This is a genomic window from Chloroflexota bacterium, from assembly GCA_020850535.1.
Lineage (GTDB): Bacteria > Chloroflexota > UBA6077 > UBA6077 > JACCZL01 > JADZEM01.
This window is the reverse complement of sequence record JADZEM010000005.1, coordinates 1-25,041: the sequence shown is the minus strand read 5'-3', so window position 1 is coordinate 25,041 and position 25,041 is coordinate 1. Positions and strand designations below refer to the sequence as shown.

Annotated in this window: 19 protein-coding genes; 6 read left to right on the top strand and 13 right to left on the bottom strand. The window is 68.6% G+C overall.

Annotated features, from left to right (window positions below):
• Positions 1-44: 44 nt before the first annotated feature.
• From IT306_00785 to IT306_00775, 3 genes are all read right to left on the bottom strand, one after another.
• Positions 45-3,443, bottom strand: a complete 3,399-nt coding sequence (locus IT306_00785) for a sulfatase-like hydrolase/transferase (GenBank protein ID MCC7366924.1) — start codon at positions 3,441-3,443, stop codon at positions 45-47.
• A gap of 44 nt (positions 3,444-3,487) precedes the next feature.
• A complete protein-coding gene (locus IT306_00780) occupies positions 3,488-4,192 on the bottom strand; it encodes a response regulator transcription factor (GenBank protein ID MCC7366923.1) in 705 nt (234 codons plus the stop codon).
• A 156-nt stretch (positions 4,193-4,348) separates the two neighbouring features.
• Entirely contained in the window at positions 4,349-5,263 is a 915-nt protein-coding gene (locus IT306_00775; GenBank protein MCC7366922.1) for a dephospho-CoA kinase, read from the bottom strand.
• A gap of 47 nt (positions 5,264-5,310) precedes the next feature.
• Here IT306_00775 and map point away from each other — a divergent pair, with 47 nt between their 5' ends.
• The gene (gene map / locus IT306_00770) at positions 5,311-6,144 is read left to right on the top strand and encodes a type I methionyl aminopeptidase (protein ID MCC7366921.1); all 834 of its coding nucleotides are present in this window, start codon (positions 5,311-5,313) and stop codon (positions 6,142-6,144) included.
• A 328-nt stretch (positions 6,145-6,472) separates the two neighbouring features.
• Here the strand turns inward: map and IT306_00765 are convergent, their stop codons facing one another.
• A complete protein-coding gene (locus tag IT306_00765; GenBank protein ID MCC7366920.1) occupies positions 6,473-7,660 on the bottom strand; it encodes a thermonuclease family protein in 1,188 nt (395 codons plus the stop codon).
• A 503-nt stretch (positions 7,661-8,163) separates the two neighbouring features.
• Between IT306_00765 and IT306_00760 the strand changes: the two genes are divergently transcribed.
• Positions 8,164-9,171 (top strand): hypothetical protein, encoded by a 1,008-nt coding sequence (locus IT306_00760; GenBank protein MCC7366919.1) that lies wholly within the window; start codon positions 8,164-8,166, stop codon positions 9,169-9,171.
• Between the two features lie 112 nt (positions 9,172-9,283).
• Here the strand turns inward: IT306_00760 and IT306_00755 are convergent, their stop codons facing one another.
• The 7 genes from IT306_00755 to IT306_00725 all read right to left on the bottom strand — a co-directional run bounded on the left by IT306_00755 (position 9,284) and on the right by IT306_00725 (position 18,327).
• Positions 9,284-11,005 carry a glycosyltransferase family 39 protein gene (locus tag IT306_00755; protein MCC7366918.1) on the bottom strand — a complete coding sequence of 574 codons (1,722 nt, stop codon included), beginning with the start codon at positions 11,003-11,005 and terminating at the stop codon, positions 9,284-9,286.
• A 17-nt stretch (positions 11,006-11,022) separates the two neighbouring features.
• The gene (locus IT306_00750; protein ID MCC7366917.1) at positions 11,023-11,253 is read right to left on the bottom strand and encodes a hypothetical protein; all 231 of its coding nucleotides are present in this window, start codon (positions 11,251-11,253) and stop codon (positions 11,023-11,025) included.
• Positions 11,254-11,480: 227 nt separating this feature from the next.
• Positions 11,481-11,816 carry a thioredoxin gene (trxA, locus tag IT306_00745; protein MCC7366916.1) on the bottom strand — a complete coding sequence of 112 codons (336 nt, stop codon included), beginning with the start codon at positions 11,814-11,816 and terminating at the stop codon, positions 11,481-11,483.
• 120 nt (positions 11,817-11,936) lie between these two features.
• On the bottom strand, positions 11,937-12,848 hold the full coding sequence (gene rfbD, locus IT306_00740) for a dTDP-4-dehydrorhamnose reductase (GenBank protein ID MCC7366915.1): 912 nt from the start codon (positions 12,846-12,848) through the stop codon (positions 11,937-11,939).
• Positions 12,849-13,010: 162 nt separating this feature from the next.
• Positions 13,011-14,978: a glycosyltransferase family 39 protein gene (locus tag IT306_00735; GenBank protein MCC7366914.1), complete on the bottom strand. Its 1,968-nt coding sequence runs from the start codon at positions 14,976-14,978 to the stop codon at positions 13,011-13,013.
• A complete protein-coding gene (locus tag IT306_00730; protein MCC7366913.1) occupies positions 14,978-16,906 on the bottom strand; it encodes a glycosyltransferase family 39 protein in 1,929 nt (642 codons plus the stop codon). Before IT306_00730 ends, IT306_00735 begins: the two co-directional genes overlap by 1 nt.
• A gap of 311 nt (positions 16,907-17,217) precedes the next feature.
• Positions 17,218-18,327: a hypothetical protein gene (locus tag IT306_00725; protein MCC7366912.1), complete on the bottom strand. Its 1,110-nt coding sequence runs from the start codon at positions 18,325-18,327 to the stop codon at positions 17,218-17,220.
• Between the two features lie 356 nt (positions 18,328-18,683).
• On the opposite strand from IT306_00725, the gene IT306_00720 reads away from it, so the two are divergent.
• From IT306_00720 to IT306_00705, 4 genes are all read left to right on the top strand, one after another.
• Positions 18,684-19,862: an LLM class flavin-dependent oxidoreductase gene (locus IT306_00720; GenBank protein ID MCC7366911.1), complete on the top strand. Its 1,179-nt coding sequence runs from the start codon at positions 18,684-18,686 to the stop codon at positions 19,860-19,862.
• A gap of 202 nt (positions 19,863-20,064) precedes the next feature.
• On the top strand, positions 20,065-21,252 hold the full coding sequence (locus IT306_00715) for a transposase (GenBank protein MCC7366910.1): 1,188 nt from the start codon (positions 20,065-20,067) through the stop codon (positions 21,250-21,252).
• A 255-nt stretch (positions 21,253-21,507) separates the two neighbouring features.
• Positions 21,508-22,449, top strand: coding sequence for a D-2-hydroxyacid dehydrogenase (locus tag IT306_00710; GenBank protein ID MCC7366909.1), 942 nt, complete (start codon positions 21,508-21,510; stop codon positions 22,447-22,449).
• A gap of 1,356 nt (positions 22,450-23,805) precedes the next feature.
• Positions 23,806-24,096 carry a hypothetical protein gene (locus IT306_00705; protein MCC7366908.1) on the top strand — a complete coding sequence of 97 codons (291 nt, stop codon included), beginning with the start codon at positions 23,806-23,808 and terminating at the stop codon, positions 24,094-24,096.
• A 263-nt stretch (positions 24,097-24,359) separates the two neighbouring features.
• Here the strand turns inward: IT306_00705 and IT306_00700 are convergent, their stop codons facing one another.
• Entirely contained in the window at positions 24,360-24,515 is a 156-nt protein-coding gene (locus IT306_00700; GenBank protein ID MCC7366907.1) for a hypothetical protein, read from the bottom strand.
• Between the two features lie 5 nt (positions 24,516-24,520).
• Positions 24,521-25,041: hypothetical protein (locus IT306_00695; protein MCC7366906.1), on the bottom strand; the 521-nt coding region annotated here is incomplete at its 5' end.

The window sequence follows — 25,041 nt, the reverse complement described above, 5'->3', positions numbered from 1 at the left end:
GGGAACGGTCAACGCAGACGGCCGGCCGGACGGCCCTGGCGGCTCTATCCCGGCCGCAGCCAGAGCCACTCCCGAAGCTCTTCCACCAGCCGGGTCGTCGTCTCCGGCTCGGCTTCGGAGCGGTCATGCAGCTCGTTCGGATCGTCTCCGAGGTAGTACAGCTTGGCCGTCTGCTCGCGACTCGACCAGATCAGCTTCCAGTAGCGGTCCACCACGGCGACCTCGCTGCGGTCCGCCAGCTCGGTGAACGCCAGCCGGTCGTCGCCAGCGCTGTGCCCGAGCATCAGCGGCAGCAGACTCTGCCCCTCGAACACGTCTGGGATCGGCGCACCGATGGTGTCGAGGATGGTCGGGGCGAGATCGACGCTCATGGCCGGCGCGGCCACGGCCCGCTGGCGCGGCAGGCGGCTCGGGAAGGAGACGATCAGCGGGACGCGGGTGGTGGCGTTGTAGAGCGTCGAGCCTGAGAACCACGTGTCATGCTCGGCGAAGCTCTCGCCGTGATCGCCGGTCAGGATGATCAGCGTGTTGTCGTCCAGATTGAGCTGTTCGAGTCGCGCCATCAGCCGCCCGATCTGCTGATCGGTGAAGGCGATCTCGCCGTCGTAGAGTGCTACCAGATGGTTGATCTGCGCGGCGGTCAGCTGCGCGCCGTCCTCCACGTCCCGGATCGTCTTCGTGCTGCCATCGCGGCAGGTATCGGCGCAGCCGGCGTCCTCAACCTCCTCGAAGGGGTGCGGCGGCGTGAACGGCGGGCTGGGATCGACGTAGTGGACCCACAGGAAGAACGGCGACGACTGGTACTGCTCCAACCAGGCGATGGCCGCCTCGGTGGTCACGTCGGCGCGGCCGTCAATCGCCTCGTCCACGCCGCGCGGCAGCGAGAATGCGCCGCTCATCGCGCCCGGCAGCGCGAGGTACGCTTTGAGCCGCTCGTAGGTGGCTGAGAGCACCTGGGCGCGGTTGTCCGCCAGGTACTCGGGCCGGTTGATCGTCAGGTCGAGATAGTCGTGGAAGCCTCGGTCCAGCCCGGAGTAGCCCGGCTCGAAGCTGACCCAGCTGTAGACCGCGCCCGTGCGGTAGCCGTTCTCGGCCAGCGACTGTGCGAGCGTCGGGGCGTTGGCGTCGAGCCGGTCCACCAGATCCTGCCGGACGCCGTTGGTGGCTGGGAACGTCCCGCTGAGGATGGCAGCGTGGGCGGCGTTGCGGTCGGGCTGCTGGGTCAGGGTCGTGTCGAAGCGAGTTCCACGCCGCGCCAGCATGTCGATGAACGGCGTGCGGGCCTTCTCGTAGCCGTAGGCCCCGAGATGGTCGGCCCGCAGGCTGCTGACGGTGATCAGCAGCACGTTCGGGCGGCGCGGCCCGGGCGGCGCGACGGCGGTATCGGGCGGCGCGGCTGGCTGAGCAGCGGCCTGGGCGACCGGGGCCGGCGGCTGGGCTTCCGGCGAGCGTGGCGTCACCACCCGGCGGGCAGACAGCGAGGTCGGCGCTTCGGCCAGACGGTGCGCCACCTGATCCCGCCCGACGAGCACCGTGGCGGCGGTCAGGATCACCACCAGGGTCAGCGAGGGGGCAGTGCGGAGGACGTGGTTGCCGCGCGGCCAGCGTTGCCGGATCGCGACCAGCGCGAAGGCGACCCCGAGCGCCAGCACGGCGCAGGAGAGCACCACGAACGCGACCGGGTACAGGGATTCGGGCGCGTCAAACGGGATGTCCTTGTTGAACAGCTGGTTCCAGCGGAAGCCGATCAGCAGGCCGACCAGCACCAGCCCGGCCGAGGTCATCCCGAGCGTCGCATGGACGGGCCGCGGCGTCCGTCCGGCCATCCGCATCGCGATGCCGGCCAGGAGCGTGACCACCCCGCCGACCAGCGCAAACGCCAGCCCGTCGATCAGGACGGCGTACCCGAACAGATCCATGAAGCTGTTCGCGCGCCGCAACGCCGCCGACGAGATCAGCGCCTCGACGATGCCGGCCGTCGCTCCGACCAGTGAGGCGACCAGCACACCGCGCGCCACCACCGGCCACAGTCGGGCGCGGGCTGGGGTGTGCTGGCCTTCCATCGGCTGGACTGTCTCTGGCTCAGCCGACGGTGCTGGCGCTGCGTCGAAGGGCAGGGTGATCGAGAAGGTCGTACCCTTGCCGACCGCGCTCTCGGCGGCGATGTGGCCGCCGTGCGCCCGCACCAGCTCGCGGGCGATGGTCAGGCCGAGGCCGGTCCCGCCGGCCCGCCGCGAGCGCGCCTTGTCTACGCGGTAGAACCGCTCGAAGATGTGCTCCAGGTCGGCCGGGGCGATGCCGGCCCCGGTGTCGCGGACGGTCATCACGACGGCATCGTCGTGCTCGCGGACGCCGACCACGATCTCGCCCTGCGACGTGTGCGCGATGGCGTTGCGGATGAGGTTGCCGAGCACCTGGCGGATGCGGCCAGCGTCGATGGTCACGGGGCGGACCGGGCGCGGCGCGTCCAGCTTCAGCTCGATGTTCTGGGCCGAGGCCTGTGGCAGGAACGCCCGCACCTCCCATTCCGCCAGCTCGACGAGGTCGATCTCGTCGCGGTCAAGCTGGAGCTGGTGGGCCTCGGCCAGCGACAGCTCCTGCAGGTCGTCCACCAGCCGGGTGAGCTGCAGCATCTCGTGGTGGATCGTCGCCAGCGTCTGCTCGTCCGGCTCGACGATGCCATCCTGGATCGCCTCCAGGTATCCGCGAATGCTGGTGAGCGGCGTTCGCAGCTCGTGAGCCACGTCGGACACCATGTTCTGGCGTAGCTGCTCGACGCGCGCCAGCGACGAGGCCAGCGAGTTGAAGGCGTCCGCGAGATCCCCGACCTCGCCGCCCACGGACGTATCGATCCGCTGGACGGTGTCGCCGCGTTCCAGGCGGCGGACGGCGCGGGTCAGTGCTTCGAGCGGCGCGGCCAGCAGCCGGGCCATCCCGACGCTCAGGACGATGGCGGCGAGCAGCCCCACCAGCAGCGCCCAGACGAGGTAGCCGGCGAACGTGCTCAAGAAGAGGTGGGCGCGCGGGTCCAGCACCGGCTGATCGACGCGGGCCGGTGAGATGTAGAGCGTCCCGACGGCGAACTCCTGGGAGCGGATCGAGACGCGCCGGCCGCGCCAGTCGTCGCGGGCGATCTGCCCGACCCACTGGTTCTGGGAGTCGGCCAGGATGCGCCCCTGTGCGTCGGCCAGCACGAGCCGCTCGCCCATCAGGTCGGCGACCGACTGCACGGTGCCCTCGACGCCCGTCCACTCGCGGCGGCGGTCGTAGTAGCGGCTCAGGATGCTCTCGGCGCGCTGGACGCGGGCCGACTGCTGGTCCTCGACATAATCCTGGAAGCTGCCGGTCAGCGCGCGGCTGACCAGCAGGATGACGGCGCCCAGCGTGACGGCCAGCACCAGGCAGGTGCCGATCAGGAGGCGGAACCAGAGTCGGCCGGGCATGAGCGTTCGTGTCCCCAGTGCGCATGGGGCGGGCGAGCCTCGCGCTAGGCGCGGCTCGACGCGGTGGCGGGAGCCTCGAGCTTGTAGCCGAGGCCGTAGACCGTCTTGATGAACCGCTGGCCGCCCGCCTCGAGCTTGCGGCGCAGCGAGGTGATGTGGACGTCGACGTTCCGCTCGAAGCCCTCGAAGTCGTACCCGAACGCCTTCTCGATGAGCTGCGGGCGGCTGAAGACCTGCCCGGGCGCTTCGGCCAGCGTCCGGATCAGGTTGAACTCGGTGGGGGTCAGGCGGATCGGCTTGCCGTCCACCTCGGCCTGGAAGCGGCGTGGGTACAGCGTCAGCGGCCCGACGCGCATCTCCTCGGGGCCGAGGTCGTTGGTGCCGGGGACGCGGCGCAACACCGCCCGGATGCGGGCGAGCAGCTCGCGCGGGCTGAACGGCTTGGTAAGGTAGTCATCCGCCCCGAGGTCGAGGCCGGTCAGCTTGTCGGCTTCGGTGGTTTTCGCTGTCAGCATGATGATCGGGGTGTTCGACTCACGGCGAACCTCGCGGCAGACGTCGAGGCCGCTCATGCCGGGCAGCATCAGATCGAGCACGATCACATCCGGGCGTGACCGTCGATACTCGGCCAGGGCGGCCGGGCCGTCGTAGACGCACCAGACCTGGTAGCCATCGCGCTCGAGGTACATCTTGACCAGTTGCACGATATTCTCGTCGTCGTCGACAACCAGCACACGCCGTCTGGGCACGGTCGGGCCTCCCCCTTTCCGGGATCGATCGTATCGAGAGAAGTTTAAGCGAATGTGAAGATCGAAGGGAAGAGGGCGCTCGTGGGTCGGCGCCGCGGCGCAGAGTCTGCCGATGGGCCAGTGTGCGGGCCTCCGTGCTTGCGTCCGGGGCGTTCGTCAGGGCGCGGCGTGGCTGGTTCCCAGCAAGGTGGCCAGGGCAGCGTCCACCTGCCGCTCGGTCTCTGCGAGCGTGCCGCCGTTGTCGATGACCACGTTCGCCAGCCGGACTTTCTCCTCCTGGCTTCCCTGCGCGTCGATCCGCATGGTTGCCTGCTCGGGCGTGAGGCCCCGGTCCGCCGTCAAGCGGCGCACCTGCTCGGCGCGCGGACAGGTGACTACCCAGGCCGTGTCGAGTTCCCTGGCGAGGCCCGATTCGAACAGCTTGATGGCGTCCACCACGACGATGGGCGCGGTGGCCGCTGCCATCGCCCGGCGGATCAGCGCCCGCACGCCCGGGTGGAGAATCGCTTCAAGCTCTTTCAGGGCGGCTGAGTCCGAGAACACGATGCTCCCCAGCCGTGGCCGGTCAATCGCGCCATCGGCTGCGCGGACCTCGGAGCCGAAGCGTGCCACGATGCCGTCGTTCTCGGGTGTGCCGGCCGCCAGCAACTGGTGGGTGAGGCGGTCGGCGTCGATGTACTCCGCGCCGCGCGCTGCCAGCAGCCGGCCGACGGTGCTCTTGCCGCAGGCGATGTTGCCCGTCAGGCCGATGAAGCGTGGCCGTGTGCGGCCCGACACCGTTCTTGGACCCGGCTCCCCCTCAGCTGCCACGAGCGACCAGGACGACAGGCTCGGCTGGAGCGTTTGCCACGCTGCACTTGTGCGTCCAGTGGACAAACGCCTCAACCTCGGTTCCCTTGAATGGATCGACGTTGAGGTGGGCTGCCAGCACTGACAACGCGGCGATGGCTCGCAGTCCGTCAAGCTCGCGAAGTCTCTGCACCAGCGTCCCTCCGCGCGGAAGTGTATCGCCGGTCTCCGGCTGTGTCGAGGCTTCGGGTGTGCCCTTTGTTGGTCAACGTGAGCAGGCATTCATCCGGCCTGGCCAGGGTTCTGGTATCATCGCGTCAACTATGAAGATGAAGCTCAAGCCGATCACCGAGAACCAGATCATCATTAAGTCGCCGGCCGAGTTGCGTATGATGCGCGAATCCGGCCTCGTCGTTTCCCGCACGGTACGCGAACTGGTCGCCGCGATGAAGCCCGGCATGACGACGAAGGATCTGGATCAGGTGGCGCTCAAGAGCTTCAAGCGCCAGGGTGCGAAGTCCACCGCGTTCGGGTACCACGGGTTCCCAGGGCAGATCTGCGTCTCGGTGAATAACCAGGTGGTGCACGGGATCCCCGGGCCGTTGAAGATCCACGATGGCGACCTCGTCAAGTTTGACGTGGCGGCACAGTATCGCGGGTACGTTGGGGATACGACGCTCTCGGCGGTCGTGGGCAGCAAGCCAAACGACGATCAGCAGCGGATCATGGCGATCACCTACGGCGGGCTGATGGCAGGCATCGCCGCGGCGAAGGCGGGCAATCGCCTCTCGGACATCGGCCACGCGATCCAGACATTCGTCGAGAAGCGCGGTCTCAAGGTGGTGCAGGAGTTCGTGGGGCATGGCGTCGGCCGCTCGATGCACGAGCCGCCGCAGGTCTCGCACTGGGGCGCGCCCGGCAAGGGGCCGCTGCTCCGCCCGGGCATGGTCATCGCCATCGAGCCGCAGGTGAACCTGGGCGGTCGGGCCGTGCAGATGCTCTCGGATGGTTGGACGGCGGTCACGCTGGACGGCAAGATCTCCGCGCACTACGAGCACACCGTGGCGATCACGCCCGATGGTCCGTGGGTGCTGACAGAGCCTGACGACGCCGACGTGACGAACGAAGAGCGGCTCATCCGCGAGCTGGCGACCCGAATCTAAGCTCGGGATTTCGGGCGCGTCGGTTCCCGGCCCGCGCCCCGCCGCTGCCGATTCCTCTGCGCCTCCGCGACGGATGCTGCCACTCGACTATGACGGACCGTCTCCCATTTGACACCGTAACGTAACACAAAGTGCACCTCGGCGCTGCCGTTGTGCGGCGGCAGTGCGTGCGTGAGGGTGCTGCGTCGTTGACTCCGATGGTGTCTGCTGCTGGTCGGCCCGGCCAGCGGCGGTCGGGGTCGGTTGGGCGGGTCGTGCTGGCGGGCGGCCACCAGCTTGCCACTCGCGAGCTGCTGGCGTGGCTGCGGTGCAGCGGCTTGATCCCAGGCTAGCGGCTCCAGCCGGCCGCCTGGGCCTCGGCTTCAGTCTTGAAGCACGCTTGCGGGATGGCGTCCTCGTAGCCGTCGTCGGTCGGAAGCGCGAAGCGTCGTACGCCGTTGGCGTCGGCCGCCAGTGCTTTGATCGGGATGCCGTCCGGGCAGGCCGTCTCGCTGAGGCCGGTGGCCGGCGGCTCGGGCGTCGGCGGGCGGACCTCGGTGGCTCGTGCCCGCACGCCCGATGCTCGCGCCGCGATCATCTGCCAGCGACCCACGATCCGCAGGCCTGCCTGCGCGTCGGCCACCAGCCCATCGGCCGTTCGGGCGCGCGCTGCCAACTGGTACGTTCCCAGGCCGCGCGGGCGGGCCGTCCAGGTGTCCGAGCAGATCGTGCGGCCGGCGCAGAAGACCGAGCGCTCGTCGCTGAAGGCCGGGTCATCGGGGCGGTCGCCGCGCACCACCACCTCATCGAGGCCCACGCCCGCCCGCGCCTCGACGGTCACCGTCAGCACCGTGCCGTCGCCGCCGCGCTCGGTGCCCAGCAGCAGGCGGATGGCCGGGTCGGTCGCCCAGAGCTCGGGCGTCTCGTCCAGGGGGTAGGCCGTGGCAATCGTCGGCCGGCTGCCTACGTCGCAGGCCGACCAGATACCCTTGCTGCCGAGCTGCGCGGCCTTCGCGGCGGCGCGGAAGTCGTCCGAGTAGGCCGTGTTCGAGCCAACGGAGAGCGGCAGGGCGTATCCCTCGGCCAGTAACTGCTGATTGAGGCTGGTGCGCTGCCCGTCCAGGTGCAGGTAGCCCAGCAGCCGCCCGGCCCGGTCCCGCTCACGGACGTCAAGCTCCAGGGCGCCCGACCGGTTCAGCGCGGCGGCCCGCGTGTACGCGGCGGCCTCCCTGGCGAAGCACGCGGTAGCCTGCCCTGGCGGATCGACCTCCGGCGCATCGATGCCGATCAATCGCACGACCTCGGAGCGGCCGTCGCGCAGCTGCACGGTGAGGGTGTCGCCGTCGCCGACGCCCGTCACGACCACCGGCAATGTGACGACCTCGTCGGCATGGGCGGGGCGTGTGGCGGCCAGCAGCACGACGATGAGGAACACGAGGGTGCGACGGGCGAGCGGCGCAAGGGTGCGATGAGCGAGCGGCGCAAGGGTACGATGAGCGAGCGGCGCAAGGGTACGATGGGCAGGCGGGCGGACCATCGGGCGGACTCCCATCGGCGGAATCGGCTGGGCGGGCGCTGGCCAGCCGGGGGGGTGCCCACGCGGGCGAGCGCGGGCCAGCATGAGCAGCGGCAATTGTAGCGAGGCCGCCACCACGAACCTGCCCCCTGGCGCGCAGGCCTGCGCGTTCTGCTGGGGCTCGGGCTGAGTGTGGAGCGACGCGCGGCACGGATTGTGCGGCAAGGTGGCCGACCACATCGAGGAGAAGTGACAGCGGGCAGCAATAGGCGACCGTCACCCCGCTCATTCGTTTCTTGCAGAGGGTGTCTCGATCTCCCCATCATGACACCGACGGACGAGCGGGCCGTGTTTGCCGGCAGCGTTGCGCTTTGTGGAGCGCTCCCGTGCACGCGCCTGTCTCTTCCGCGCTCACACGCTGAGAACGCGGCCGACTGTCTGCTCGGACGGTAGGTCGTCCATCCCGTCGCTGTGCTGCTGTCCTCCTGGACGGACGGCCCATCGACGCCGGAGAAGGAGCAGCTATGTGGCTTCGTGCGAACCTCGTGCTGGCCGTTGCCGTCCTGTTCGCCGTCGTGCAGATGCTTGCCAGTGTGACTGGCGGCCCGCGCGTCAGTGAGACCTACGCCAGCACGACCCCGCCGAACGGCGGGCTGACGCGGACGGTCGCGGCGCAGGACGACAACGACGACGACGAGGACGACGACAACGACGACGATGACGACGACGACGACAACGAAGATGACGAGAACGACGACTCGGACAACGAGGACGACGAAGACAACGACGATTCCGATAACGAAGACGATGAGAACGACGACTCCGACAACGAGGACGACGAAGACAACGACGATTCCGACAATGATGATGACTCGGACAACGACGACTCCGACAACGACGATGACGACTCGGACAATGAAGATGACGCGGACGACGAGGACGACAGCGCCGACGACGAGCTGGATGATGAGCTCGACAACGTCGAGCCAAGCGCCTCGGTGACCGCACCGACCCCCACGACGGCGACCGGCCCGACGACGGCCGCTGCGCCACCGCCGGGCATGGGTACGGCCTCGTCGCCGTCCGCCTCGCCGGCGGCCTCGCCCGTGCCAGCCACCGAGGTTCAGCTGGTGACCACCGGCATCGACTCGACCCTCTCGTTGCAGGCCGACCGCATCGCCGTGCAGGTCTTCGGGACCATGCCGGCCGGCATCACGCTGAAGCTGCGGCTCGTCGATCCGCTGATGTTCCCGGCCTCTCCGGGCATCCGGGCTGGCAACTTGATCTTCCAGATCGATGCGACTGACGCGATGGGCGTCCCGATGCCGACCCTGCCCGGCGAGGTCAACCTGAGCGTCAGGTACACCGACGTGGACGTCGTCGGCCTGGACGACACGCTGATCACGATGGCGCACCTCAACCCGCTCGATTCAACGTGGCAGATCGCGCCGAAGCTGATGACCGATCCGTTTGCGAACTCGCTGGCAGCGTCCGTCATGGACACCGGCGTCTACGCGGTGTACATCCCGTAGTACACCCGTAGGCTCGCCCGGACAACGCGCTTTCCATCGCGCGGCCCCACTCGTGGGCCGCGCGATGGTCGTTCGGGCGGTGGCTGCCCGCGGTTCTCAGATTGGACTCGGTTTAGGTCCGGCGGCGCGCCCGCACGATGGCATATCCCCGGTCGGGCGGCGCATCCGGGGCGGCGTGCGTGGCGATCTCGTCCAGGATGTATGCTTGCGACGCGCGACCGAGGCTGCCACGGGCCAGGATCGCCAGCCCGCCCACTTCCTGGAGGCCGCCACTGAAGCGCCCGTCTGGCCCCAGGTCGATGCCGGTGAACGGGATGCCGTCGATCTCCAGCCACTGGCTCAGGACGCGCCCCAGCCGCCCCTGCGTGAGCGTCCAGTCACGCAGGAGCGCGCGGTCCACCGCCACGATCTCGTTCGGTCGGCGCGCGGCCTGTAAGCGGGCGTAGTCGTCCAGGAGTCGGTCGTTCGTGCGGCCAGCCTGCTGGGCATCCGCATAGAATCGCCCCAGAGACAGGCTGGACCCGGCCGCCAGGACGACGACCGCCACCACCAGCAACGGCCCGACTGGCAGGCTGCTCGCCGCCACTCGGCCCCGCAACGCGCGCCGCGCACTGGCCGTCCACAGCGCCCACTGCTCGGCGGCGCAGACGGCCCACGCCGCCAGCAGCAGCGGCGTCAGCGGCGCGACGTAGCGCGAACGGCTCACGATCGGCTCGAACTGGCCGTGCAGGTACGGCAGCCCGAAGAGCATGGCGATGCCGAGGAGGGCCGGCAGCGGCCGGCCGCTCAGCCAGAGCGCCGCCAGCGTCCCGAGCGTGACGGCGAAACCCAGCACGACCAGCGGATGCCAGAGCGGTACAACCGGCTGCCCAAAGTGGTTGAGCAGGCCCGGCAGCGTTGCGCCGATGGACTCGACCACGCCGTAGAGGTTGCTGATGTAGCCGCCCATCGTGTCGCGCTCGGAGCCTTCGTAGATGGCGCGCTGATCCATGCCGGCGCTCAGCCAGACCAGCTCGCCGCGCAGCCACGAGTTGAGCAGCGTGGGCGCCTGCCCGATGACGAAGGCGACGCCCGCGAGGTACGGCCAGGGCGAAGCCAGCCACCCTCGGTGCTTCCACAGCATGAACACGACGACGGCCGGCAGCAGCACAGCGACCGTTGGGTGGGATTGAAACCCGAGGCTCAAACAGAAGCCGGCCAGCACCAGGGCCACCCCGCCGCTGGTCCCGGCCATGCGCCGGCTGATGGCCGCATCGCGGCCGAGCCGGACGGCGCGCTGCACCAGCCAGACGCCGGCGGTGGTGAAGAACGGTGTGAGACAGTGGCCCCAGCCGATGTGGCTGTTCACCACGATGTGTGCAGCGTTCAGGCCCAGGAGCAGGCCGGCCGCCAGCCCGCCCGCCAGGACGGCCCGGTGGCGCATGGCCTCGTCGAGCCGGGCGGCGGGTCCGGCCTCGACCAGCTCACTGGCCAGCAGGAACGTCGGGATGACCGTGAGCGCCCCGAACACGTAGGCCACCAGCCGGGGCACCCAGTAGTGTGTGCCAGCCAGCCAGAAAGCCACGGCGGCCAGGTAGTTGAAGATCGGGCCGTTGTAGAGGTTGTCGTTGGCGAGCGGAATGATGCCAGTCCGCACCAGTCGCGCGGCGATGATCGCCTCGTCGCCCTCGTCGGTCCAGATGGGGATCGTCCAGAGGTGCGGCCACCGGATCACGAACGCCAGCACGGTGATGCCGAGCACCACCAGCAGCGCGACCTTTCCTGAGGCGGCCGGGGCTGGACGAACCGTCGTCGCTGCTGCTGATGGCTGCGCGGTCGCCCGCGCGGTGCTCATGGGCAGCCCCGCCTTTCCTACCTCGGCGGCCCGAGACGGTAGATCGCGCGGTGATCCGGGAAGGAGGGCGCGCCGTCAGGGCCGTTCCACTCGCAGCAGAAGGGGTCGTCTCGCCACCGCGGTACGGCGGTGATCGGGAGATCGGCGCCCTCCCAGGCGTCCTGGCCGGGCCTGCCAGCGGCGGCGGGCGCGCCCGCCATCAGGCCGAGAGCAAGTTGCAGGGTGCCGACAGAGGCAATGCGGCGCATACGTCCGGTCTCCAGAGAGCGGCGCAAGACAGGGGGAAAGCGCCGCGAGTATACCGGAAGATGACAGTGAGATGGCTTTCACACAACCATCAGATGACGTTCTGAGGACGGCGCATGCGAAACGCCCACCTTCCAGTATCGGAAGGCGGGCGTTTCCTGGTGCCTCGGGGGGCGGCCCGTGCGGGCCGGGTGCGGAGCGCCGTCGGCGGTTTGCCGACGGGCGCCGGTCAGGCCTCCGCGCCGATGTGCTTCTCGACCTTCGCCAGGATCTGCTTCTCGGGCATGAACCCGACCAGCGTCTCAACCGGCTGGCCATCCTTGAAAAGGATCAGCGTCGGGATGCCGCGGATGCGGAACGCGCCCATCATCTGGGGGTTCTCGTCCACGTTGACCTTCGCGACCTTCAGCTTGCCTTCCTGCTCCTGCGCGATCTTCTCCAGGTGCGGAGCGATCATCTTGCAGGGCTGGCACCACTCGGCCCAGAAATCGACGAGGACCGGCGTGTCGGACTGCAAAACCTCGGACTCAAAGGTGCCGTCGGTGACGGCAACGGGATGTGCCATGGTGTTCCCTCTGTGTGTAGCGGTGAAGCACCGCCGTCGTGCCCGCCTCGGCGCTCGATCGTTCCCGAGACACTAGGTATAACGCACGAGCCACGCGGGTATTCCCTCGCCCCGGTCCCCTCACACGAGGCCGGCCTCCTCGAACTGCCGCTTCACGATGGCCAGTCCCTCGGCCGGGCCAAGGATCGGCAGATCGGGGAACGTTTCCCGCAGCTTGTCCATCAGCAGACCGGCCTTGAGTGGGCGTGGCGCTGCCTGATGCAGTTGCGCCGTGGTGATCGGGTCCATCAGGCTCGCGTCCAACCCGAAGACCTCCGCGATCTGCCGCGAGAGCTGCAGTCGGGAGACCACCTCCGCGCCGGCCGTGTTGAAGATGCCGGTGACGTTGCTGCCGGCCAGCGCCAGCACCATCTGTGCCAGATTGTCGGCCAGGGTGGGCGAGCCGACCTGATCGTGCACGATGTTGACGCGCTCGCCGGCCTTGAGCTTGCCGACCAGCCACAGCACGAAGTTGGCCCGGACGTGCGGCGCATACCCATAGACGACGGTCGTCCGCCCGATGGCCCAGCGACCGCCGGCCGCCATCACCGCCTGCTCACCGGCCTCCTTGGTCTTGGCGTACCAGCCGAGCGGGTGGACGGGGTCGGTCTCGCGGTAGGGGCCGTTGGCGCCGTCGAAAACGTACTCGGTGGAGAGGTAGACCAGGCGGATGTCGCGCTCGGCGCAGGCCTGCGCGAGGTTGGCCGTGCCGGCCGCGTTGACCGCGAGGGCCGTGTCGCGCTCGCGCTCGGCCGCATCGACGTTCGTGAACGCGCCGGCGTGGATCACAGCATCTGGCCGCGCCTCGTCCAGCACCTGGCGGACGCGCTCGGAGTCGGTCACGTCGAGCCACCAGTGCGGGAACTCGCCCAGGAACGCGTTGGTGCGGCTCTGGTTGTACGCCCCGAGCGCCGTGTGGGCCGGATCGCCCAACAGCTGTTCCAGCACCTTGGTCCCGACCAGTCCGTTTGCGCCGGTCACCAGCACTCGCAAGGCTTCCCTCCCCGTTGCCGCCCTCGCGCCGCGAAGTATACGGGTCGATGGCGACCGCAGGTTCGTGAGGCCGGCTGCGACGTGTGGTTCACGGCGTATCCGTCAACGCTCTGAACCGGAGCGCCCAGCTGCAAACCCGGTGGGCGATATGGACGACGCCGCCTATTGCACCCGGATCCGGGCCAGCTCGAACCGCCGGATCGGCTCCTGCTGCGATCCCAGGCGCGGATCGCCGGCCGTGATCGGCAGGTCGGCCCTGGCCTTGCTGTCGTAGATGCCCACGCGCAGGACGTACTCGCCGGCCGGGGCCGTTGCCGATACGTCGAACGTCGAGGACTGGAACAGCCAGCGGCCCGGCGTCCACTCGTCCAGGCCGGCCCCGCGACCGCCCAGCGAGAGCTGTTCGTCGCTCCAGGTCTGGCCGTCCGGCCCCACCAGCTCGGTGATCGCGTGATAGTCTACGCCGGCCCGGGTCAGGGCTTCCCATTCGTAGGTCACCCCGACATTGCCGTTGCGGGTCAGCTCGCGGCGGTCGAGCGAGAACCCCGTCAGCCGCAGCGTCCCGCCGAAATCGATGGCCGTCGGCGTCTGGATGAAGCCCTCCAGCGCCCGACGGGCCTGCTGCATGTCTACGTCGTTCCGCAGATAGATCACCTGCGGCGCGTCTCCGCCCCGACCGTACAGTTTGATCGGCTCAAACTTCTCGTCGATCCAGAGGCGGAAGTTCCGGAGTGAGCGAAAGCGGTCGCCAGCCAGCGAGACAAGCCGCACGTTGTACGCCTCGGCCGAGGTGACGATTGACTCGCCGGTGAGCTGGCGGGCGCGCACCCGGCTGGAGGACGGGTCCGCCAGGTCCGGCGGCACCAGCCGCTGTGCCAGGAACGCATGCTCTGGCTCGTCGGTGACCACGAAGTCGCCCTTCTGCGAAAGCGCCGCGATGGTCCCCGCGATGTCTGCCGAACGGGCGAACCGCTGGCCCTCGAACCCGGGATCTAGGTTCATGAACCCGACGTTCAGCGTCGCGATGCCCGGCAGCGACCACGCGTACAGCAGCAGGGGCGCCACCAGCACGAAGCCGCCCATCATCCCGACGAACCGCCGGTCCCTGAGCGCCTGCCACGTTGCGCCGACGCCGGCGCCGGCCGCCACCACCAGCGGCGGCACGGCGATCACCACGTGCTTCGGGAAGAGCGGCGCGTAGACGGCCAGCAGGGCGCCCGACGCCGCCATCCACCCGAGGATCGGCAGGGCCATGCGCGGGCGGATCAGCAGCGTCAGCAGCGCGCCCGCCCCGCCCAGCGCGAAGAGGCCCCACTGATCCCGCGCGACCAGGGTCGTGCGGAGCACTTTCAGGTTCTCGGCGAGGTTCCAGCCGCTCGCCTCCCGACTCCGCAGTCGGTATTCGACCATCTGATCCATCACCGTCGAGAAGCCGGTGCTGAAGACGATGGCCGCCACCACCGCCAGCGAGACGAGGCCCACCAGCAGGAGCATCTTGATGCTGAGGCGTGGCCCGAACAGCGCCGCCAGCGCCACCGCGACCACGGCCGGCAGGACGATCGGCTTGATCAGCAGCGCCGTCCCGAGCAGCAGCCCGGAGATGACCAGCCAGGGCCAGCGGCCCGTCCGCTGATAGGCGAACGCCGCCGCCACGGCCAGGATCGCCGGGGCCAGGGCCGGCACCTCGGCCAGGGCCTGCCGCGAGTAGCGCAGGTAGTTCGGGCTGAGCGTCAGCAGCAGCGCGGCCACCACCCCGCCGACCGGGCCGCCGGCCGCCCGTGCCGCTGCGTACACGCCCACGATCCCGAGCAGCGAGTAGACGCCCACCGCCAGCCGCGCTGCCCCGAGGGTCTCGCCGAACAGCCGGTAGAACGGGAAGAGCATGTCGAGCAGCAGCGGCCCCTGCGACGAGTAGATCTCCTGCATCGGGCGGTAGCCGGCCGACATCAGCAGCAACTGCATCCCCCGGATGCCCTCGTCAAGGTCGCCGCTGGTGCCGCTCAGCCTGACCAGCCGCATCGCCGCGTTGGCGATCAGGAACAGGCCGAGCACCACCGTCTCGGCCGGCCAGGTCGGCGCGCTGACCCGCACACCGTAGGCTGAGGGGACGGAGAGCGTTCGTGACTGCATCAGGGGCGCACCTGGACTGTGCCGAGGGTCACGGTCTCCTCGCCGGGCGCCGCGCCATCGACCGGCAGCAGCTTCCTGGCCTTCGAGTCGTAGACGCCGATGGCCAGTGTGTACTCGCCGGGCGGCGTCCGCTCCTTGATCGCCAGGGTGGAGGTCCGGAAGACCCACCGCCCGGCCTCCCAGGCCGAGGTGCCTTCGCCGCCGCCGCCCAGCCCCCGCTGGTTCTGCTCGACCGGCTGCCCGGTCCGGTCCTTGAGCATCGTGACGATGGAGTAGTCGACTCCGGGGGCCTGGAGCGCCTGCCATGCCAGCGTCAGGGTCAGGCTGCCGCCGGGGCGGGCCTCGCCGCGCTCAGTGGCGTACCCGAGCAGGCGCAGCTCGCCGCCGAACGTCGCGCCGCTCGGCCGGTCGAGCGTCCGCTCAAGCTGAGCGCGCGCCCCGTCCAGGTCGGCGTCGCGGCGCAGGTAGACGGCGCGGTCCTTGCCGTTGCGGCGCTCGTTGATCTTGATCGTGACAAACTCCTCGTCCACCCAGGCTGCGAACGGCTTCAGGTTGCGGAGTCCGTCGCTGAACAGGAAGAGGACGCGCACGTCCGACTGTCGGGCCGCGCGGACCACGTCGTCGGCGTCGAGCGAGCGCGAGCGGATGCGGACCATCGAGGTGTCCACCAGGTTCGGGGGTACCAGCCGCCGCGCCTGAAACGCGACTGCCGGCTCGTCCACGATGACGAAGTCGTTCGGGCCGGTCAGCGTCGAGAGCAGGCGGATCTCGTCGTCGAAGCTCTCCGGGCGCGTCTCGGGCATGCCGACCACCAGCCGCCGGTCCAACTCGAGGATGCGCGGCAGGCTGATGGCATACCAGCCGCCGAGCGCCACCACGCCGGCCGCCACGATCCATGGTAGCCGCGCGCCCGGCTGGCGTTCCTCCCAGATCCGCCACGCGGCCGCGGCCCCGACGCCGACGAGCAGCGTCAGCGGCGGCAGCAGGATCACGGCGTGCTTGAACTGGAGCGGCGAGTAGACCAGCAGCAGCCCCAGCGAGGTCACGGCCCACGAGACGAGCGGCAGCCCAAGCCGCCAGCGAGTGACGAGCAGCAGCAGACCCGCTGCCCCGGCCAGGGCTGGCAGCACCAGCCCTTCGTCGGCCATCTCGCCAGAGATCGCCGCCCAGTTCTCCTTCAGGCTCCAGCCCTCGACGGCCCGCGAGGCCACCCGGAAGCGGATCATCTGGTCATAGACGCCCTGGGGGCCGACGGCCAGCACGATGACGGCCAGGACCGCCGCCAGCACCGCGCCGAACAGCAGGCCACCCAGGAGCCACTGACGCGGTCGTCGCACGTCGCCCAGCAGGATCGCGAGGCCGACGGGCACAAGCGCCGGCGCGGCCATCGGCTTGATCGTCAGCGAGACGGCCATCAGCAGGCCGGCCCCGGCCAGCCACCACTGCCGCCCGCCGCGACCGTAGGCCAGCGCGCAGCCGACGGCCGCCATCGCCGGGACCAGGGCCGGCACCTCGACCAGCGCCAGCCGGGAGTTCTTCAGGAAGATCGGGCTGACGGTCAGCAGCAGCCCGGCCACGGCCCCGGCCACCAGCCCCCCGGCGTGGCGGGCCGTCCAGGCGGCCACCAGGATGCCCACCACCGAGAACAGTGCGGGGGCCAGCCGCGCCGCCCCGAGCGTCTGCCCGAACAGCAGGTAGGTCGGGTAGAAGATGTCGAGGGAGAGCGGCCCCTGCGACGCGAAAATCTCGCGGAAGGGTCGGTAGCCGGCTGCCATCAGCATTAACTGGGTGCCGCGGATCCCCTCGTCGAACTTGCCGGCGAACGCGTCGAGGTTCAGGAGCCGCGACGGGACGGCCAGGGCCAGCAGGACGAGCACGCCGACGACGCCGACGCGCGAGCCGGCCCGTGAGGTCAGGGATGCGCGCAAGGGGACCGCGCTCATCATCCTCCAGGCGTCGCGGGGGTGGGGGGCACGGGGAGCCTCACGTTCGAGCGTCGTCAGCAGGCACGGCCACGGCACGGCTGGGCGGCGACAGGCAGTCGGCCGGCGCAGCATGGCGTGGCGCGGCGACAGCGGCGCGGGGCCTCAACCGTTGCACTGATGGTTCCCCGCCGATGCTCGCGATTCTACCACCGATTTTGGGGTGGTCGCATGCACCAGGATGGCCGGTTCAGGCGCACCATCCGGCCTCCCCCTCTCCCTCTCCGCGCCGGAGAGGGGCCAGGGGTGAGGTCTCCCTACGGGCTGACGGGCCGGCTGATCTCCACGCCCGACGTCCCCGATGACGCGCCGGCGTCTGGCATGAAGATCGGCAGGGGCCTGGAACGGACCGCTGCCGCCGACATGCGCGGCGTGTTGGCGAACGGCGCGCTGTTGTTCGGGTTGCCGGCCGCGCGCGGCAGCCCGCGCAGCGCCTGGTACGCGCCGTTCGAGGTCGCCACGTTGCCGGCCGGGTCCAGTGTGAACATCCAGTGGTCGTCAACATCTGGATCCCAGATCAGCGGCGTCGCGGCGATCACGCGATGGTCAGCCTGCCAGTCCTTGTAGGCCTGCGCGTAGAAGCGCGCGATGTCCTCGTCTGAGCGACGGTTGATCCAGCCGGTCTCGGTGACGATCACCGGCAGCTCGCGGCCGATGACTTCCAGCTCCAGCTCGTAGCCCCGGTGGGTGAACCGCACGCCATCCCCGAAGCCGTCCACCTTGTACGAGTTGGTGGCCCAGGCTGGCAGCCGCTCGAAAATCGAGGCGTCGAGCGCCATCATCTCGACCAGGAAGTCGAAGGCGTCCTGCATGATCGGCAACTGATGCGGGTTCGACAGGTTCAACGGCGCGTTCACGACCTTGAACCGGTCGGAGCTCGCGAACGCCGCCATGAACTGGTTCAGGTACGTGACGTAGCTCGGCACGTCGACCTTGCCGCCCCACTCGCGGCCCAGGTTCGGCTCGTTGGCCGGCACGATCCAGACGGTCCGGTTCGGGAACGTGACCTGCTCGAAAAGGTCGCGCCAGCGGGGCGGATCCGTCTCGTTCGGGCGGTCCCAGACGCCGGTGGCCTCGTCAAAGCGTGTCCCGACACGCACGATGGGCTGGACGCGGTTCTCGTAGCAGCGGTCCAGAACCTGCTGGAACAAGTGGCCCGCCATCTCGTAATCGCGGTCCTCGCGGGTCAGCAAGATCGTCAGGTAGCCCCAGCTGCCGCCGTTGGCATTCGCCACGTTCGCGGCGGCCCAGATGTACCGTGGCTGATGCAAGCGTGCGATATTCAGCCCGACGATGTTGTTGCCGGGGCCGCTGGCTGGCGGAGGCGGATCGACTTGCGCGTATGCGACGGGCGTGTCATGTCCCATGAGCCGTGCCAGGAGGGGAACTTGCGTCGCTGCGAGAAGCGTGGCCAACGCCCGCCGTCGGCTCACCAGTCTTGGCTTGTCGGCTTGCGCGCTCACATCCGTCCACTCGCCCCAGTTGGGCAGCGCGGAGCGTAGCAGGCAGGGTGCTGGCTTCCTGGGGCGCGGATGCTACATCTCCGTCACAGCTTGTAACGACGACGTTGCAGACGGGTCGCGCCCATATGTCAAGGCGCATCACAGTCGGTGCTGGTACCATGTCGGCCCAGCCACACGGCGCTGCCCGGCCGGCAGCCCGAGCGTCAGGTGGCGACCCGCGGCGTCACCGTCAGCGTGCGCCGAGCTCTGGAGGCGACCCCATGACCCTGCCCGCGCGCATGCGTTTCGGCATCTTCCTGGCGCCGTTCCACCGCGTCGGCGAGAACCCGACCCTCGGCTTCGAGCGCAACCTGGAGCTGATCCAGTGGCTCGACCGGCTCGGCTACGACGAGGCCTGGATCGGCGAGCACCACAGCGCCGGCTGGGAGACCATCGCGTCGCCCGAGCTGTTCATCGCGACGGCGGCCGAGCGCACCCGGCACATCAAGCTGGGCACGGGTGTGGTCAGCCTGCCGTACCATCACCCGTTGATGGTCGCCAACCGCATCGTCCAGCTCGACCACCTGACACGGGGGCGGGTGCTGTTCGGGGTGGGGCCGGGCGCGCTCGTGACCGACGCCATCATGCTTGGCATCGAGCCGACCCGCCAGCGCCCGATGATGGACGAGTCGCTGGCCACCATCATGCGCCTCTTCACGGATCCCACGCCGCTGACCTACGAGTCGGACTGGTTCCGCCTGAAGGATGCCACGCTCCACCTGCGGCCCTTCACCAACCCGCACCCGCCGCTGGCCGTTGCCAGCATGGAGTCGCCGTCTGGGCCGCTGGCGGCCGGCCGCTACGGCGCGGCGATCCTCTCGCTGGCCGTCACCGGCGGTCAGCGCGGGCAGGTCGATCTCAAGAAGATGTGGGCCATTGCCGAGGACGAGGCCGCGAAGCACGGCAAGACTATGAACCGGGCCGACTGGCGGCTGGTTGTGCCCGTCCACATTGCCGAGACCCGCGAGGAGGCCATCGAGGACGTCCGTCGCGGGGCCGCCAACCAGGCGTACGAGTACGGGGAGGCGGCGCTCGGGCGGAAGGTCGCCTGGGACGGCCCACCTGAGCGGCTGGTGGATCACATGGTGCAGTCTGGCGGCTGGATCGTCGGCTCGCCGGACGATCTGTGCGCGGCCATCGAGCGCTTCGACGCGGCAACAGACGGCTTCGGGGCGCTCCTGATCAACGCCCACGAGTGGGCCAACCGCGAGAAGATCCTCAAGAGCTACGAGCTGATCGCACGGTACGTGATGCCGCGCTACCAGGGCTCGCTGGTGGGCATCCAGGACTCGTACCGTCGGTCGGTCGAACACAGTGCGGAGATCAGCACGAAGCGGACGGCAGCCCTGGAACGGGCGCACCAGACGTTCGAGCAGCGAGAAGCGCCGACGCCAGCCTGACTCGATGTCAGCCTGACCCGACGCCAGCCTGACCCGATGTCAGCCTGACCCGACGCCCCGGTCACCGTCCACAAAACCTGTTGCAGGGGACTGCCGCCTTCAGGCGGCATGGGGAATGCGACAGCGCGGCGGCGCGCCGGCTCCCAAGCCCTGCGCCCGCCCTTTCTTACCGAATCTGGTCTGCATCTGGGAGAATTGCCGTATGCAACGAACGATCCGCGTGCGACTCAGGCCGACTGTTGAACAGGCTTCTGCCCTGTTCGAGACAGCGCGCCTGTTCACGTTGGCGTTCAACGCCGTGGCCGCTCACGGATGGCAGCATGGCGAAAAGAACGGGGTGACGCTGCACCACGCGACCTATCGCCCACTCAAGATGCAGTACCCATCGCTTGTCTCCGATCTGCATATTCAAGCGCGAGTCAAGGCGACTGAAGCCGTCAAGTCGGCACTCGCGCTCCAGAAGCAGGGGCGCAAGACCGGCCGGCCTCAGTCGGCTGCCTGCCCGCCTCGCTACAACCTGCATACCGTCAAGGTGGATTGGCAAGCGAGCATCGCCACCCTGTCCACCACCAGCGGCCGGCAGCGCATCCCGTTCGACGTGTTCACCTACGCTGCCCGCTACGTTGGTGGTGACGTTGCTACAGCCGACCTGATGTACCGCGCGGGCGCGTGGTGGCTGCATGTCGTGGTGACCGTTGAGGCTCCCGCGATCGTCCCCACCGACGCTGTGGTCGGGGTTGACCTGGGGATAGCCCAGCCGGCCGTCACGAGCACTGGCCTGTTCCTGGGAAAGAAGGCGTGGCGGAACCGTGAAGCTCGCCGCTTCCAGCAGCGCCGCGCGCTCCAGCAGCGGGGGACCAAGAGTGCCAAGCGCCGGCTGAAGATGACTCGCCGGGCGCAAGCGCGGTTCCGTCGCGACTGCGACCACGTCCTGTCCAAGCGCATCGTGCAGGCGACGCCTCCAGGCGGGACGATTGCCCTGGAGAACCTGACCAACATCCGGAAGCGCGTCACGGTGCGCCACGGCCAACAGGCTCGGCGCGTGCATGGATGGTCGTTCGACCAGATCCGATCCTTCGTTGAGTACAAGGCCGAAGAGCGGGGCGTGACGGTGTCCGGGGTTGACCCTCGGAATACCTCGACGATGTGCTCCTCGTGCGGGCACATCGCGCGTAAGAATCGCCGCTCTCGTGGCTGGTTCACGTGTCGAGCGTGTGGCTTCCAGCTTCACGCTGACCTGAATGCTGCCAGGAACATCGCGGCCAAGTACCGTGTCGCCCCTGGCATCGCCGGGGACGACGGGGTGCCAGTCATGCACCCTATCGCGGGGGAAGCTGAGCTTGCTCATGCTTTCACCTGCAAGCTGCCTGCTTTAGCTGGCAGTTCATGACCTTCCAGCCAACCATCGCCGTCAATTGTCGCACCGAGCGAGCGTCCAAACTGTCATCCTGAGCGCAGCGAAGGATCTCACAGACTTGTCGGTCAGCGGGTGAGATCCTTCGACTCCGCTCGCAAGCTCGCTCCGCTCAGGATGACACACTGCCCCGGATGACACATTGCTCCGGATGACACATTGCTCCGGATGACACATTGCTCCGATTCCTCGTCCATCATCAAGCGACGCCACATCCCTGAGGAGACCACGTTGCCCAAGCTGCTGATCGTGAGTAGTGACGCACCCGAGTACATCGAGATCTTCGCGAAGGAAGCGCCCGAGCTTGAGTGCAAGCACTACAGGGTCGACGATCCGTCGGTGGCCGAGTTCGTCCGCGAGATGGACTTCCTGTACGCCTGGTACTTCCCGCCAGAGCTGGTCAAGGATGCCCCCAAGCTGCGTTGGATCTCCTCCACCGGCGCCGGCGTGGACAACGTGATGGCGGCGCGAGACTGGCTGCCGAAGGGCGTGCCGGTCACGCGGATGGTTCATGTCTTCGACGTGGCGATGGCCGAGTACGTGCTGGGGCACCTGCTGGCCGTGCAATTGGACATCCGCCGCACCGAGCGACAGCAGGCGGCAAAGGTCTGGAAGGGGTTCCGGCCGCCCCAACTGCGGGGCGCGACTGCCGTCGTGGTCGGGCTGGGGAGCATCGGCAGCGAGGTGGCGCGGACCCTCAAGGCGCACGGGCTGACCGTCTACGGCGTCTCGCGGACGGGCGCGCCCGTCGACGGCGTGGACGATGTACGGAGCATCGCCGAGCTGGACTCGGTGCTGCCGCTGGCCCAGTACCTCGTGCTGGTGGTGCCGCTCACACCTGACACGCGCGGCATGATCGACGCACGCCGCCTGGCCATGCTCCCCGAGGGCGCGGTGCTGGTCAACATCTGCCGTGGGGCCATCGTCAAGCAGGACGACCTGATCGCGTCGCTCCAGTCGGGCGGGCTGCGGGCGGCCGTGCTGGACGTCTTTGAGCAGGAGCCGCTGCCGACGGACAGCCCGTTCTGGGAGATGGAGAACGTCATCGTGACGCCGCACATGAGCGGCCCAGACGATGCCCCGGTCAACGCGGCCCGCTTCCTGGAGAACTACCGGCGGCTGGAGGCCGGCCAGCCACTGCTCGGGCAGGTGGACTTCGGCCGCGGCTACTGACCGGACCGGAGGCCCTCGCCCGCAGGGGTGACGGCCTCCACTGGGCAGCCCGTGAAGGATGTTCCCTACCGGCTCTCACTTGAACAATTGCCGTTCGATCTCACGATCTCCGCTGAGGGCCGGAATACCGCGCCGGTGACCAGGTACTTTGTCCTGGAGCGATCTCCTCAGGGGGAGTAGGGTGACTCGCAGCTTATGCTGCGGACCGCAGACGTTGACGATAACGCAGCGAGCACGTAGTCGCGTGAGGCGTCGTCTTGAACCCGAACGATGTTCGAGGGCGGGCTGGCGAACGCGAATCAGGGCCAGATCGAGAACCTGGCCGAGGGCGAGCCGCAAGCGCTTATCAGCGGCGACCATGTGGGTCGCGTACCGATTCCGAACGGGAGTTCTTGAGGCGCGGCCAGTCGGGTCAGCTGAGAAGCCTCGCTGCGTAGCGTGCGTCGCTGGGTATGATGCTCGCAGACATGTGAAAGCACCTGGGCAGCAGCCGGGAGCTTCATGCGAGGTGTGGACTTGGGATCGTCACCTCACGGTCAGGATAGCACTCGCTCATGGGCAGATCCCGGGGCGGTCGAACACGATGGCGGTTTCTGTATCAATGAAGGCCCGCGGTACTTCGGATTCGGCGGGGCCACAGGAGTCTTTCCGAGCGGCCCGCTGTGCCGAGTCGATCAGGTCGTACTTCGGTACGAGCCGAATGAGCGGGGGCCAAGCAGAACTCGTGATCCTCAGTCCGATGATCTGGTAGGGACGCGCCGGGGCGGCCTGTGCTGCCCGGAGCGCAGCAACTCCTATCTGCTCGGGCCGCAGGACGTCCCGTCGAAGAAGGTTGGCGACTCGCGACGGGAAGCGGGTCGCAGGCTCGATGCCATACAGCGCAGACGCTCAACGGGTGCCCGCATCTGATGGAACCGACCGAGCAGCCATGTCGGAGGGCACGGCATCGTCACCACGGACCTTCTACCGGTTGGTAAGGGCGAAGCCCCCGACACGGGATGACTTCTTGTCCTACAAGGCGCTTTGTCCTACAAGGCGCTCGGCAAGATGTTCGTCGTCAAGACTCCTGAGCAGGCACGGTGGGCTGAGGGCATCTCGGTCAATGAGGAACTGGTGCAGGCGGTTCGAGCATCGCGGCGCGGACCGAAGAGCACCGGGGCACGCCATTTATCTCGACGATGACGATTCCCGAGGATGCCGGCGTCACGTTTGGGCGCACAGGCGCGCAGGAAGGACACTACACGCTCTGGGGCGATCCGGATGTCCTACCCAGCTGTGTCATGTCCACGGATGCCGTGAGCGACGTAGACTTAGCTTGAGTATGGCACGCAGTAGCCACACGAGGGACCATACAAGATGCACGCGCACGAGTTGTGGGAAACTGAATCGGGGAACCTGATGGCCTCCTTCCCCACCGAGGCTCAAGCGCTCGCCGCGGTTGCAGAGCAGATTCGTCAGTACGGTCCCTCCAGTGTGGCAACCATTGCCCTTGCGCTCGTCAACGACAGCAACGAGGCCGGCGATTTCGAGCAGATCGCCGCGGGGCCAGAGTTGGTGCAGCTGAGCCACGGTCGAACACGTCATGCGCCTCGCTGCTCAGGTGAAGATCTCACCGAGGGACATCGACGCAGCACGGGACGCTATTGACGAGCTGAAGGCCCTGCCAACGCGGCAGATTGCCGAATTGATGGACAGGTCCGAGTCTGGCTCGGCACTCATCGATCTGGGACGGGGCGCCCTCAAAGACATCGATCTTGGCGCAATGCACGTGTTCGATTCGGTGATCGGCAAGGGGATTGATGTTGGAGCGATCGAGACGATTCAGACGGACGCAGCTCGCCATGTACTTGACAGCGTTGGTGTTGCGAAGCTTGCCGGGCCATACTGGGCTAAGGACAATACCGATAAGTTTAGGGCCAGAGGATGCGGACGGTCGTCGCGGCGACGGGCGGCAGCGGGGGCTGGCCCGTTCGGCGGCGGCGCTTGAGGCGGAAATTGCTCATCTTGCGCTTGACGGCGCGCGGATTGTGGCGCGGGCGTCGTGGCGGGAGGCGCTCGGCGGCCACTGCGGTCAGCAGGCCGGCTGAAAACTGGGGAGGCGGTCGGGCGGCGTGCGTTGGGCGCGCGGGATGGCGCGGCGCAGGACGCCCAGGGCGCCGGTGAAGCTGAGGCGGTCGGGATCGATGCCGTCGCGCAACGCGGCCTGATACATCACGGTGCGGATGGCGAGGTGGGCGAGCAGCAGCCCGTAGACCTCCTGGACGACCTCGCGGGGATGCTTGCTGCGGAGCGGGCGGGGGTGCGCCCACTGGTGGACCTTGACCTCTTCCAGCGCGGTCTCAATGGTCCACCGGCGAGCATAGCCCTCCAGGATGAAGGCGTGATCGACGGTGAGGTCGGTGCAGAAGCACGCCTCGTCACGGCGTCGGCCGCTGGGATCTCTGACGATGACGATGCGGACCGGGTGGTCGCGGAGCGCGCCGTACCAGAGGGCGGTACAGCCGAAGACGAGCGGGGTGACCTGCCGGCCGTAGAGGGTGACCGGCAGCGGATCCCAGGGTCGGCGGGTCGCCGCCATGGCCTTGGGGGTGG